Genomic DNA, 13,197 nt, shown 5'->3' on the forward strand with positions numbered 1-13,197 from the left:
CGCCGGAAACCTGCCGCGGGCCTTATTGGAGAGCGCCGGCATGAAAATCGTCCAGATCACCGACACGCATTTCAGCCCGTCGATCCCGCATTTCAACGGCAACTGGCAGCCGCTTGCAGACTGGATCAACGGCAGCGGTGCTGATCTCGTCATCCATACCGGCGACCTTGCCGTCGATGGTGCCGACAAGGACGAGGATCTGACCTTCTGCATGAAGCTGATGCGGCAGGTGAATATCCCCATGCTGATCGTTCCGGGCAATCACGATGTCGGCCATCTGCCGGGTTCGCTGCAGCCGGTCGATGCCACCAGGCTCAACCGCTGGCGCAGCCTCGTGGGACCGGATTACTGGCTGGAGGATGCCGGCAACTGGCGCCTGATCGGCCTCGACAGCCTGCTGATGGGCATGGAGAACGACGAGCAGGAAATGCAGTTTGCCTGGCTGGAGCAAGCACTTGCGACGCGCGCCGGCCGGCGGATCGCAATGTTTGCCCACAAGCCGCTCTTCGTCGATGCGCCTGATGAAGGCGATACCGGCTACTGGAGCATCCGCCCGGCCCAGCGCCAGAGGCTCTACGAGCTGATCGCCGCCCATGATGTGGCACTCTATGCCAGCGGCCATCTGCATTGGGCCTGGAAGGGCCGCTTCAACGACACCTCGCTTGTCTGGGGGCCGTCGGCCGCCTTCATCATCGGCACGATGGAGCGTGAGATGCCAGGCGAGAAGTTGATCGGAGCGGTGGTTCACGATCTTGGCGACGCGGTCACCAGCGAGATCGTCGCCATTCCCGACATGGTGGCGCATGTCCTCGATGACGTGGTCGCCGAAGTCTATCCGCACGAGGCCCACAAGGTGCAGAAGGAGCCGGCGCAATGAGCGCGCTGTCACTTTCTTCCATTTCCAAATCCTACGGCGACAACACCATCCTGAAAAATATCAGCCTCGACGTTCAGCCAGGCGAATTCATCGTGCTCGTCGGCCCTTCGGGTTGTGGCAAGAGCACGCTCTTACGCATCCTTGCCGGCCTCGACCATGCCGATAGCGGCGAGATCGTCATCGCCGGACGGGAAATGTCGGATGTCGCGGCCGCCGACCGCAATATCGCGATGGTCTTCCAGTCCTACGCGCTCTATCCACATCTGACGGCCGGCCAGAATATCGCCGTTCCGCTTGCCATGCGCCGCTTAAACCGTGTTCAGCGCCTGCCCTTCCTCGGCCCTGTCATGCCCGGCTACCGCGCCATCCGCACAGGCATTTCCCGCGATGTGCAGGAAACGGCAAAGGCGCTGAAGATCGATCATCTGCTGGAGCGCAAGCCCGGCCAGATGTCGGGCGGCCAGCGGCAGCGCGTGGCGCTTGCCCGCGCCATGGTGCGCCATCCGAGCGTCTTCCTGATGGATGAGCCCCTGTCGAACCTCGACGCCAATCTGCGCGTCCATGCGCGCGGCGAGATCGTCGAATTGCATCGCCGCGCCGGCGTGCCGACGGTCTATGTCACGCACGATCAAGCCGAGGCGCTTTCCATGGCCGACCGGGTCGCCGTGATGATCGGCGGCCAGATGCTGCAGCTCGCCCCGCCACAGGTCATCTATGACGATCCCGCCCATATCGAAGTCGCCCGTTTCGTCGGTCAGCCACGCATCAACCTGCTGCCGGCGCGCGTCGAAAATGGAACGGTCGCCTTCGGCGATATGAGGATGGCGCTGGAAGAAGAAGATCCTGCCGGCCCTGATGTGACGATCGGCATCCGCCCGGAATTCGTGCAGCTTGCCGCAGACGGTGGAACCTCGCTGCCGGCGCGCATCGAGCGCATGGAATTCCTCGGCTCCGAGGTCATTCTGTTCTGCCGGCTGGATGCAATCGGCGAGATCGTGCTTGCCAAGCTCGCACCAGCCGAAGCTGCGGGCCTGGCCGCCGGCATGGCCGTCGCCCTTTCCTTCGCCCCCGACAAGGCCATGGTCTTTGCTTCGGACGGACGACGGCTGCGCGCCTCAGCCGTTCTGGTCGATGCCGGCAGGGAGAAGGCCCATGGCTAGTATCGTCGCGGGCGAAATACGGCCGGTCGCATCCTCGGTCAGGCATGAACGCCGAGGGGCGCGGACCGCTTGGCTGCTGGCCCTGCCGGCAATCATCCTCATCTTGCTCTTCGTGCTCCTGCCGATCGTTGCCGTCATTTTTCTCGGCTTTACCGATTTCGAACTCGGCGTCGGCAAGTTCCGCTTCGTCGGCTTCGAGAATTACGCCGAGCTCTTCACCGACCGCACCTTCCGCAAGTCCTTGTGGAACACGACGCTCTATACGGCGATCGTCGCACCCGTCTCGATCCTGCTCGGGCTCGGTGTGGCCATGCTGATCGAGGGCGAGGGCTGGGGAAAGAGCTTCTTCCGTACCGCCTATTTTCTCCCCGTCGTCTCGCTGATCGTCGCCATGGCGACCGTCTGGCAATATCTCTTCCACCCGACCATCGGCCCGCTCAATGCATTGCTCGGTCTTGCCGGCCTGCCGAAGCCGAACTGGCTCGGCGCTTCGTCCACTGCCCTCTACAGCCTCTCCATCATCGGCGTCTGGCAGACCGTCGGCTTCAACATGGTGCTGTTCCTTGCCGGCCTGACGGCGATCCCGCGCGAACTCTATGCCGCCGCCGAAATCGACGGCGCCAAATCCTCGCTCGACCGCTTCTTCCTCGTCACCTGGCCGATGCTCGGACCGACAGCGCTTTTCGTCACCACGATCAGCGTCATCAATGCGGTGAAGACCTTCGAGACGGTGAAGACACTGACCGACGGCGGCCCCAACCACGCTTCCGAAGTCCTGCTTTTCACCATCTACCAGGAGGGTTTTGTCTATATGAAGGTCGGCTATGCCTCGGCCATGACCGTGGTCTTCCTCGCCATTCTCGTGGTCATGATGTTCCTGCAATACCGCTTCCTCGATCGGCGGGTGCACTATTCATGAAGACGAGATCCCGCTTCACCCTCGGCCGGCTCATCCGCCTGGCGCTGCTCATCATCGGCGCGGTCATTTTCCTCGCGCCCTACATCTTCATGATCTCGGCCGCCGGCAAGTCGCAGGACGATATCTTCACGGCCGCGCTCTCGCTGATCCCGACGCATTTCTTTTACGTGCAGAATTTTGCCAAGGCGCTCGACAAGGTGGCGATGGACACGCTGCTCTGGAACGGCGTGGCGGTCTGTGCGCTGATCTTCGTCTTCCAGGTGCTGGTCGCCATTCCCTGCGCCTATGCCATGGCGAAGCTGAAGTTCCGCGCCGCCCGGATGATGATGGTGCTGGTGCTGCTCGGCCTGCTGGTGCCGATCCATGCCACCGCCCTGCCGCTCTATGTCGCCTTCGACAGCCTGTCACTGCTCAATGGCTATACGGCGCTGGTGGCCCCCTTCACCATCTCGGTCTTTGCGATCTTCCTGTTCCTGCAGTTCTTCCGCGCCATGCCCGACGACCTGATCCATGCCGCCCGTCTCGACGGCATGTCCGAACTCGGCATCGTTTCACGCGTCATCGTGCCGAACGCCTGGCCGGCGGTGACTGCCTTTGCGATCTTTTCGGTCGTCGCCCACTGGAACGACCTCTACTGGCCGCTGATCGTCATCTCGAAGCCCGGCTACGCCACGCCGCCGCTCGGCCTGATGAACTTCCGCGCCGCGGAAGCGGGCGACGATTACGGCGCGCTGATGGCGGCCACCATCATCATCACCATTCCCCTCGTTGCGGCCTTTCTGCTCGCGCAGAAACGCTTCGTCGAGGGCATCACCATGACCGGTCTCAAAGGCTGACCGGCTGAACCCAGGAGAACGAGCGATGAAGCATTTCACCCAGTTCCTCGCAGCAGCGGCTCTGTCCGTGGCGGCAGCACTGCCGGCCCACGCTGAAACGACGCTGACGATCCACTACCCCATGCCGGGCTTCTTCAAGGACGTGATGGATACGATCTCGAAGAAGTTCATGGAAGAAAACCCTGACATCAAGATCCAGTTCGCCGCGCCCTCGGCGACTTATGAAGACGGCATCCAGCTGATCCTGCGCCAGGCCGGTACGTCTGAAATGCCCGACGTCACCTTCATCGGCCTCAACCGCCTGCGCATGCTGAACGAGCGCAATGTCGCCGTCGACATGACGCCGCTCGTCCAGAAGGAAGGCAACATGGCCGAGCAGGGCTTCTCGGACACGATCCTGAAGCTCGCCCAGGTCAAGGGCAAGCAGGTCGGCCTCGCTTTCGCCACCTCCAACCCGATCATGTATTACAATGCGGATCTCGTGAAGGCCGCCGGCGGCAATCCCGACACCCCGCCGAAGACCTGGGATGAAGTGATCGCACTCGCCGGCAAGATCAAGGCGCTCGGCAACGGCGTCGACGGCATGGACTTCCGCTGGCAGGGTGACGACTGGATGTTCTCCGCCCTCCTCTTCGGCGCCGGCGGCAAGATGCTGAGCGACGACGAGCAGAAGGTCGCCTTCAACGGTCCTGAGGGACAGAAGGCTGTCGAACTGATCAGCCGCTTCGTCAAGGAAGGCGGCATGCCTGTTTTCACCAAGGCAGCGGGCGAACAGGCCTTTGCAGCCGGCAAGGTCGGCTTCGAATTCCAGACGACCGGCGCGCTCGTCAACACGATCAAGAATGTCGGCGCCAAGTTCGATCTGCGCACGACCCAGATCCCGCTGATCGATCCGGACAAGGGCCATCTGCCGACCGGCGGCAATGCCGTCGTCATCCTCGCCAAGGATCCGGCCAAGCAGGAGGCCGCCTGGAAGTTCGCCAAGTTCGCCGCCGGCCCCTATGGCGCCTCGGTCGTCGTTCCCGGCACCGGCTATGTGCCGAACAACGAGCTTGCCGCCAAGTCGGCCGAATATCTCGGCGACTTCTACAAGAAGAACCCGCTCTTCCAGGCCGGCCTCAGCCAGATGCCGCGCATGATCCCCTGGTACGCCTTCCCAGGCACCAACGGCGTCAAGGTCACCCAGACGATCGTCGACAACCTGTCGCGGATCGTCGATGGTTCGGCCGAGCCGAAGGAAGCCCTCGACGACGCAGCCGCCGACGTCGAAGGCATGCTGCCGCGCAGCTGATTTTTGGAATGATCCGCGGGTTAAGCCGCCCGCGGTTTCGATCCGGAACCGTCGCATCCCGAAAGTGCGGCGGTTTCTTCGTTTTGGAGGTTTCGCACGGTGCCGCCGGGGCGTAGCGCATGCGACAGTTCCAGATGTCGGAGAGGCGCGTCGTTTTCGACAATATCGAGCAGCAGCGAGGCTGCCGTCGCCCCCATGCTGAGATCGGGCATTTCGATCGAGGTCAGCGTCGGATTGATGAGCTTGCCGATGGCGATGCCGTCAAAGCCGGCAACGGAGATATCGTCGGGCACCCGCAGGCCTTCGCGATTGATCGCACCGATGACGCCAAGCGCGATCAGATCGTTCGAGCCGATGATGGCGGTCGGCGAAAATGTCCGCAAAGCCTGGCCGAGATCCATCTGGTCATAGCCGCTGACGAAGGGCACCTCTACGGCCTCGAGCGGGGCGACGCCCGCTGCCTCCATCGTCTGCAGATAGCCGCGGTAACGCAAGAGCGCACGATCCGAAGCTTTGAAGCTACCGGAGACATAGAGGATGCGCCGGTGGCCCATGGACAAGAGATGTTCGGTCAGCCGGCAGCCTGCCGCATAATTGTTGACGGTAACGGCAGCCGGATATCGGACGGTCGGAGAGCTGCCAAGCAGCACTGTCGGCGGCAGGTCCTGCGCCAATGCCGGGCTTGTCTCACCATTGCAGACCGTCAGGATCAGACCGGTCGGCCGCTCGCCGAGAAGCCCTGCCACGGCATTGGCCTCCTGATCGGGATCGTAATTCGACTGGGCGATGAGAACGCTGTGGCCGGCGACCAACATGCGGTTCTGGATGCCTGAGAGGGACGACGCGAAAACCGGATTGGTCACACTCGGCACCAGCACGCCAATAACAGGCCGGCGGCCGCTGCGGGCAGACGGTGCGGCCGCCCGATAGCCGACTTCGGCGGCAGCGCGGCGCACGCGAAGCGCCGCCGCCTGGCTGACGGGACCGCTGAGGTTCAGCACGCGGCTTGCCGTCGCCATGGAACATCCGGCCTTTAGCGCAACCTGTTTCAACGTCGTCATCGCCGTCCTGTCCGTTTCCGTCGAGGTTTGCAGGCTCTTACGGGCCGATTGTCATGAAATGATGACGGCAGCGGCTCGGCCGACCGCACACGGATCAGACCTTGCCGTCGATCCAACCCGTTTTTCCGGTGTCGCCCTCGGCTCGCCGCTGTTCGACAAGTGCCGATACGATATCGATGAACCGGCGTGCGCTTGGCTGAGGCTCCGGTTTCAGCCAGGCGGCGGCGATCGGCAAGGACGGTGGCGCCGGTGTCACCCGTCTGAACGCAAGCCCATCGCGGGAGAGACGGGAGATCCCGGCGGTGACGAACCCCATTCCCACGCCGGCTGCCACGAGCCCTGTCAGCGTCGTCATCGGCGTCACCTCCTGCACAATGTCCGGATTGATATCAGCGGCAGCAAACAACGCAATGACGCGGTCATGGATACTCGGGCCGATCGCGCGCGGCGCAATCAGAAAATGCTCGCCGGCAAGATCCGCAATATCAATGACCTGGCGATCGCATAGCGGATGGTTCGATGGCAAAGCCAGTACCATCTCTTCTTCCGGAAGCGGATGGATTTCGAGATCCGGACTCGAAAGCGGCGGATGCAGAACGGCGAGATCGATCGTTCCGGTGAGAAGCGCTGATTCGAGCGATGGCGAATTCATTTCGACAAGCTCGACATGAACCTGCGGATATCGGCTGCGAAACAGCTGAACGGCTTCCGGCAGAAACCCGTAGAAAGCGATGACGGTAAAGCCGAGGCGAAGCCGTCCGATCTCGCCGCGCACTGCCTGCAATGCCCGCTCCCTGGCGACCATAGCGTTGTCGATCGCCCTTTTGGCCGGCTCCAGGAAGACCCTTCCGGCGGGGGTCAAGGAAACCTTGCGGCGATCGCGTTCGAAGAGGTCTGTGCCGATCTCCTGCTCCAACACCCGGATACGCTGGCTGAGTGAAGGCTGGGTCAGGTGCAGCCGCTCTGCCGCGCGACGGAAATTCAATTCCTCCGCGACTGCGACGAAGCAGGCCATCGAGCGAATATCCATTCCCACCTCTGATAGGGAAAGCCAATCACAGAAAGGTAATTTCCGATTGGAAGACAATCACTGTGATCCCTATCCTTTTTCAGTGCAAGAGGCATGCGCCTCTGCCTGTTCGAAGGAGACAGAGCCATGCGGATACTAAAACGCCTTGCAACAGGTACACTAACCTCTGCAGTAAGCATCACCGTCACGAGCGCGGCCCTGGCCCAATCGGCGGACATCCTTTCGGCGATCACGGCAGGACGCGTCGCGGTCATCTCGGATGGTGACTATATCGCCAGGACTTATGCGGACTCGGCGCTGCCGCCGGAGGAGGCGGGACATGCCGATATGCTGACGGTGCTCTCGATCGCCGATGGGCGCGTGACAAAAAGCGCGATCTCCGTTTCGAATTCCGTCACGGCAGCGCCTGAAATCCTCGAACTCACGCCTGACGGCCGCAACGCCTTCGTCACCGAACGTCTCGGCCAACGGCCGGACGGCGCCAGGACGGCCAGGGATCTTCCGGCCGGCAACCGCGTCTTCGCCATCGATCTTTCCGATGCCGCCAATCCGAGGCTTGCCGACACGGCCGAGATCGGCATAAATCCTGAAAGCCTGGCGGTCAGCCCCGACGGGCGCACCATCGCAATCGTTTCAAATACCAGCGAAGCAAGCCTCCTGCAGATCGTGGAATTTTCCGATGGCCGGTTCGGCGATGTCGCGAAATTCGATCTGGCCGCTCTCGGCATCGAGGGATCGGCGGAGGGAGTGAGGGGCGGCGTCACGGCCACTAACGTTCAATGGCATCCTTCCGGCCGTTATCTCGCGGTCAATATCAATACGCAGGACCACATCGCCTTTTTCGAATTCCGGCATGCGGAGACAGGTCCCTCCGTCGAGCAATGGGGCGATACCGTCGCGGTCGGCCGGGATCCCTTCGTCGGCCGTTTCACGCCGGACGGCAGCCATTATCTCACCTCGAACTGGGGGCGGAATTTTGCGGCAACGAGCCTCGATGGCCGCATTCCCAAGGCATCCTCGACCATGACCGTCATCAGGCTCGCTGGTCCGGGGGCCGCCAACGTCCGGCATGAACGGCTCGGGACGATCGAGACAGGCGTTTCGGCGGAGGGAATGGCGGTGAGCCCGGATGGACGCATGGTCGCGACGATCAACATGCAGGGGACATCTTTTCCTGAAGGTTCGCCTCGCCACCAGCGCGAGGCCTCCGTCTCGCTGCTGACGTTCGATCCACGCACCGGCACACTGACGAAAGTTGGGGATTTCGCGTTCGAAGGCGTTCTGCCCGAGGGGGCAACATTCGACCTCTCCGGCGATCACCTGCTGACGACCGTATTCGAAGGCCATCCCGGCGCAGGGCCGGATGCCGGTGCCGGGATAGAGGTCTTCCGCGTGGTGAAGGGCGATATGCCTGCTCTGGAGAGAATAGGGCGCGTGGCATTGCCGCACGGAGTTCATCATGTCGATATCGCGCAGTGACGCTTCCGCAGCACCTGCGGAGCCGTTTCACCGGCTGCATCAGTTGCGCTTGGGCTGAAGGCCGAGGATTTGGCGCACGCCGTCCTTGGTGAAGGGCTGCTTCAATTGGCTGAGAAAACCGGGAGCGATCTGTCCCTTGATCCCGATATCCGTCGAGGATGGCCGGTCAGGATTAAAATAGGTGCCGAAGAGCTGGTCGAACAACACGACATTCTCGCCGTAATTCGTATTGCCCTCGCGGAGATCCTTCGAATGGTGCCAGCGGTGAAGCCGGGGCGTGCTGAAGACGAGGTCGAAAAACCCGGTTCGCATGTCCACATTGCAATGGGTCAGGATGCCGATGAAGGCGGTGACGGCGCCGAGCCACCAGAAGACCTGCAGCGGTGCGCCGAGAAGGTAGAGCGGGATCTGGCTCAACGCGATCTTGAAGAGCGAATCGACGACGTGGAAACGCCCGGTATTGACGACCCAGAGACGGGTGACGCTGTGATGCAGGGCATGGAAGCGCCAGAAGAACAACCGCTCATGGGCGATGCGATGCGCCCAGTAGAGGCCGAACTCGGCGATGATGACGGCGAGGGGCGCCTGGAAGAGCATAGGCCACGATGACGGCCAGAGGCTGAACTGCATGGCGGCAAGCGGCTGCAGCAGGCCGGCAGCGAGCATCGGAAAGATCGCTGCCGAGAGTGCCGCCAGCTGCACTAGCCCCTTGGTCAACACCGTGTGAGCGATATCGTTGGCCGTTTCGCCATCCGCCTGGAGCCAGCGCTGCTCGTAGGGAATGGCGCGTTCGAGCAGAAAGAGGATGAGGACCTCGCCTGCATAGACGGCCGAGAAGGCAACCATCGGGCGATCGCCGGCGAAGGCGAAATAGGCGCCCGTCAGGCCGGAGAAAAACACCAAGGGCCAGGACAGATAAGCAAGGGCACGTTTTACGGCTGCGGCGGCTTTCGGCATCAATGTCATTTTCCCTCAGGAGCTCACCGGGTTTCGAGTCAATCGCCCAATTCCTGCCCGGATCGCCCGCGGCCGTCGCTGCACGGATCGATCCGGTAAGGCCCTCGGCCCAGTGTTCCTGCCAGTCATGCCAAAGATCAGGACGATCGGCAATCACCTGCGTCACCGCCTCGCGGAACGATGCAGTCAACCTGTGGATGGAAGATTGCGGTGGCATTGCGTGGCGCTGGCGATTGTGACCAGTTGCGCGATAGCCCCTCGAGAGGGTGCATGATCCTCGTGCACGAAAGCCCCTGTTCATGAAGCGAAAGGGACAAGGCCCGGGAACACAGGCCGCTCCTCAAATGGGGAACGGCAGGCAGGCACTCTCCTGGTTGGTTCCGAACACAATTCTCACAGCAGAATCATAAGCCCACTCCGGACGCCGCCGCACCACGCATTCGTGTCTTGAGACTGTCGCCCGCCTTTGCCAGATTGCCGACAGCGGCCTCCGCGCTGCTTCAATAAAATCAAAGGGATTGGTCCATGAAACGCGATATTGAAATCACGACGGCTGACGGTGTTGCCCAGGCTTCACTTTTCCGCCCTGACGGCAGCGAGGGCAAGGCCTTGCCCGGCGTTCTCTATTATATGGACGCGCTCGGACCGCGCGATGGCCTTGACATCATGGGCGAGCGCCTGGCGAATGCCGGTTATGTCGTGCTGATGCCCGATCTCTTCTATCGCTTCGGCGCATACGGCCCCTTCGACGGCTCCTCCTTCGGCAACGAGACCTCGCGCGCCGAGATCATGAAGATGATCCGCGAGACGACGCAGGAGATGACCAAGAAGGACAGCGAAGCCTTCCTCGATGCGCTCGAGGCCGAAGGCGTTTCCGGTCCGGTCGGCGCCGTCGGTTATTGTATGGGCGGCGGTCGCGCTCTGACGGCAGCGGCCACTTATGCCGACAGGATCGCGGCAGCCGCAAGCTTCCATGGCGGCAATCTCGCAAGTGAGACGCCCGACAGCCCGCATCGTCTCGCCGGCAATATCAAGGCGCGCGTCTATGTCGGCGTTGCCGGCGTCGATGGCAGCTTCCCGCCCGAACAATCCGCTCGCCTCGCCGAGGCGCTGCGCACCGGCGGCGTCGACCATATCATCGAGAACTATATCGGCATGTCGCATGGCTGGACCGTTCCCGATCGCGGCGAAATCTACAGCGAAAAGGGTTCTGAGCGGCACTGGAAGCGCCTGCTCGAATTTTTTTCCGAAACACTCGCCTGAGATCGATGATTGCGATCCCGCCCGGCCTCGGCCGGGGTCCGCGAGGGCGCTTGTCGTAAGCACCGGATTTTTACTTAGGCTGTCGGCACTTTTACGCATAGGCTTTTGAGTCGGAAATAAACTTGAAGTCATAAACTTTCTCATTGAATTTTTGAAGAACATTCGCTCTATTGTAGTGGGAAATCAGTACTCAAAATTTTCTTGATATGACTTCGGAATAAAAGTCCGGAGGCTGATACTTATTGTCTGGAGGCAGTAGTGACAGAGGATAGCCAAGTACCGGAATTCCAAATTGGCCTCGCGATGGCGGGTGCCATCTCGGCTGGCGCCTATTCGGCCGGCGTATTCGATTTCCTGGTGCAGGCGCTGGAAGCCTGGGAGGTGGCAAGAGCCGATCCGGTGTTGGCGCCGGCAATTCCCAATCACCGGGCTGCGATCAAGGTCATTACCGGCGCGTCGGCCGGGGCGATCACCGGTGCCCTGGGAGCCGTCGCTCTGGCCGGGGGGATTCAGCCGACAGCGGCGAACACCGGCGGGACCTCGACACAGACATACAAATACCTTCTGCCGAACCTCTACGATGCCTGGGTGGTCCGCCCGCAAATGCTTTCGACGACCGGGCGAGCCGATTTTCTCGATACCAGCGATCTGCAGGACGGGGGCGACGTCGTTTCGGCCCTGAACAGCGAGGTGCTGATTTCGATCAAGGATGCCGCATTGAAGATCTCGGCCATCGCTCCCCCCTATCCCTATGTTTCCTCCACGCTCGACGTCTACCTGACGATCTCCAACCTTCGCGGCGTACCCTACACGGTGAGCTTCACCGGCGGTGACTATGGCATGATGAGCCACGGCGACCGTGTCCACTATCGTCTGCTGGGACTTGGAAGCTGGACGAGCCCGAGCGCCTTTGCCGATAGTGACACGATGCGCAAGCTCGACGTCAAGTCGCTGCTCGCCGGCGGACAGCCGAGCGCGGAATGGAAGGATTATGCCCTTGGCGCGGTGGCATCGGGAGCCTTTCCGCTTGGACTTGCTTCCCGTGAATGGATCGCGCATGTCGACGATTACGAGGGAAGGAACTGGCCACTTGCCGATGCAAGCTACGTCAGGGAAAGGATGAAACCGGCATTTCCAGCCGATTGGGAAAAGCAGCGCGCATTCCCTTTCACGGCGGTCGATGGCGGCCTGATCAACAACGAGCCATTCGAATTTGCCCGTTATTGCCTCATGCAGGATCCGGGCACACCCAATCGGCGCGAGGGATCCCAGGCCGACCGAGCGGTGATCATGATCGACCCGTTCCCCGAGCCTCCGCTGTTTCCACCCGATGGGCAGCCGGCGGGCGACCTGGTGAGCGTTCTCATGGCGCTCTTGCCGGCATTGCGCACCCAGACGCAGTTCAAGCCTTCAGAAGTTGCGGTTGCGGCAACCGACGGCATCTTCAGCCGTTTTCTCATCTGCCCGCATCGTGTGCCGCCTGGGGGAACAGAGGAAGCTTACAGCATCGCGTCCGGATTGCTCGGTGGCTTCGGCGGCTTCCTCTCGCAAGCGTTTCGCGACCACGACTACCAGCTTGGGCGACGCAACTGTCAGAAGTTCCTGAAGGATTCCTTCGTCGTCCATGGAGACAACGACATTGTCAAAGCCTGGCCGGATGCAGCGCGTGCCAACGAGGATTTTCGCGGCAGAGACATCGAAAACAAGCCGACCTTCCAGATCATACCGCTTTTCGGCAACGCAGCCGACGTGGTCGACTATCCGCAATGGCCGCGCATCAGCGAAAAGGACTTCGATGACCTGCAGGCCGCAATCGAGCGGCGCATCGAAAAATTGGGGGCGGCGTTGATTGCCCAGAAAGGGCCGAGCTGGTGGTTGCGCCGCCTTATGGCATTCGGCTTTTATTGGGGAAAGAAACGCGTCTTCACCTTCGTCCGGCTGACGCTTCTTGCCGATCTCGTGCGACGTGACCAGTTGAGCGAATGGAGCTTCCCGAAATCATGGAAGCGGCCAGAAGCGACGGAGACCGAAATCAGACTGGTCCTGGCCGCATTGCTCAACCCGACATTCGATTTCAGGAACGAAGCCGGCATCGCCAAGTCCACCGGCCTGGATGTCGCCAAGGTTCGCGACATTCTTGCCGCCTGTCAAACAGACAAGAACGCCCGCTTCTTCGTCTGGCGTGCTCCTTGGACCGACAAGGCGGGAAATCCCGTCTTCGCACTCGCCTCGCGAAAGCCGGCTGCGATCTGGCGCGTGCCGGGCCTGCGTCAGCTTGGTAACTGGTTCACGGCTCCGACGATCGATCCTCCGGGCGTGTGAAG

11 protein-coding genes are annotated in these 13,197 nt (G+C 61.7%); 8 read left to right on the forward strand and 3 right to left on the reverse strand.

The features are described 5' to 3' along the window. Nucleotides 1–40 precede the first annotated feature (40 nt). The 5 genes from FHT82_RS03525 to FHT82_RS03545 are packed head-to-tail and all read left to right on the forward strand — an operon-like array spanning nt 41 to nt 5,083. Nucleotides 41–877 (forward strand): metallophosphoesterase, encoded by an 837-nt coding sequence (locus FHT82_RS03525; protein WP_183726344.1) that lies wholly within the window; start codon nt 41–43, stop codon nt 875–877. Next, nucleotides 874–2,037, forward strand: a complete 1,164-nt coding sequence (locus tag FHT82_RS03530; RefSeq protein ID WP_183726345.1) for an ABC transporter ATP-binding protein — start codon at nt 874–876, stop codon at nt 2,035–2,037. Before FHT82_RS03525 ends, FHT82_RS03530 begins: the two co-directional genes overlap by 4 nt. Beyond that, nucleotides 2,030–2,956 carry a sugar ABC transporter permease gene (locus tag FHT82_RS03535; protein WP_183726347.1) on the forward strand — a complete coding sequence of 309 codons (927 nt, stop codon included), beginning with the start codon at nt 2,030–2,032 and terminating at the stop codon, nt 2,954–2,956. The genes FHT82_RS03530 and FHT82_RS03535 overlap by 8 nt, the downstream gene beginning before the upstream one ends. Beyond that, nucleotides 2,953–3,792: a carbohydrate ABC transporter permease gene (locus tag FHT82_RS03540; RefSeq protein ID WP_183726349.1), complete on the forward strand. Its 840-nt coding sequence runs from the start codon at nt 2,953–2,955 to the stop codon at nt 3,790–3,792. Before FHT82_RS03535 ends, FHT82_RS03540 begins: the two co-directional genes overlap by 4 nt. Before the next feature lie 25 nt (nt 3,793–3,817). Beyond that, nucleotides 3,818–5,083, forward strand: coding sequence for an ABC transporter substrate-binding protein (locus FHT82_RS03545; protein ID WP_183726351.1), 1,266 nt, complete (start codon nt 3,818–3,820; stop codon nt 5,081–5,083). Between the two features lie 20 nt (nt 5,084–5,103). Here FHT82_RS03545 and FHT82_RS03550 read toward each other — a convergent pair whose 3' ends face one another. After that, entirely contained in the window at nt 5,104–6,144 is a 1,041-nt protein-coding gene (locus FHT82_RS03550; protein ID WP_183726353.1) for a substrate-binding domain-containing protein, read from the reverse strand. A 94-nt stretch (nt 6,145–6,238) separates the two neighbouring features. Beyond that, the gene (locus tag FHT82_RS03555; RefSeq protein ID WP_183726355.1) at nt 6,239–7,174 is read right to left on the reverse strand and encodes a LysR family transcriptional regulator; all 936 of its coding nucleotides are present in this window, start codon (nt 7,172–7,174) and stop codon (nt 6,239–6,241) included. Between the two features lie 126 nt (nt 7,175–7,300). Between FHT82_RS03555 and FHT82_RS03560 the strand changes: the two genes are divergently transcribed. Continuing rightward, on the forward strand, nt 7,301–8,653 hold the full coding sequence (locus FHT82_RS03560; RefSeq protein WP_183726357.1) for a PD40 domain-containing protein: 1,353 nt from the start codon (nt 7,301–7,303) through the stop codon (nt 8,651–8,653). 39 nt (nt 8,654–8,692) lie between these two features. Here FHT82_RS03560 and FHT82_RS03565 read toward each other — a convergent pair whose 3' ends face one another. Continuing rightward, nucleotides 8,693–9,610 carry a sterol desaturase family protein gene (locus tag FHT82_RS03565; RefSeq protein WP_183726359.1) on the reverse strand — a complete coding sequence of 306 codons (918 nt, stop codon included), beginning with the start codon at nt 9,608–9,610 and terminating at the stop codon, nt 8,693–8,695. A gap of 525 nt (nt 9,611–10,135) precedes the next feature. Between FHT82_RS03565 and FHT82_RS03570 the strand changes: the two genes are divergently transcribed. Further along, nucleotides 10,136–10,873: a dienelactone hydrolase family protein gene (locus FHT82_RS03570; protein WP_183726361.1), complete on the forward strand. Its 738-nt coding sequence runs from the start codon at nt 10,136–10,138 to the stop codon at nt 10,871–10,873. A 258-nt stretch (nt 10,874–11,131) separates the two neighbouring features. After that, nucleotides 11,132–13,195 (forward strand): hypothetical protein, encoded by a 2,064-nt coding sequence (locus tag FHT82_RS03575; protein WP_183726362.1) that lies wholly within the window; start codon nt 11,132–11,134, stop codon nt 13,193–13,195. Nucleotides 13,196–13,197: the final 2 nt, after the last annotated feature.

Origin of the sequence: Rhizobium sp. BK275 (genome assembly GCF_014193555.1) — a bacterium.
Lineage (GTDB): Bacteria > Pseudomonadota > Alphaproteobacteria > Rhizobiales > Rhizobiaceae > Rhizobium.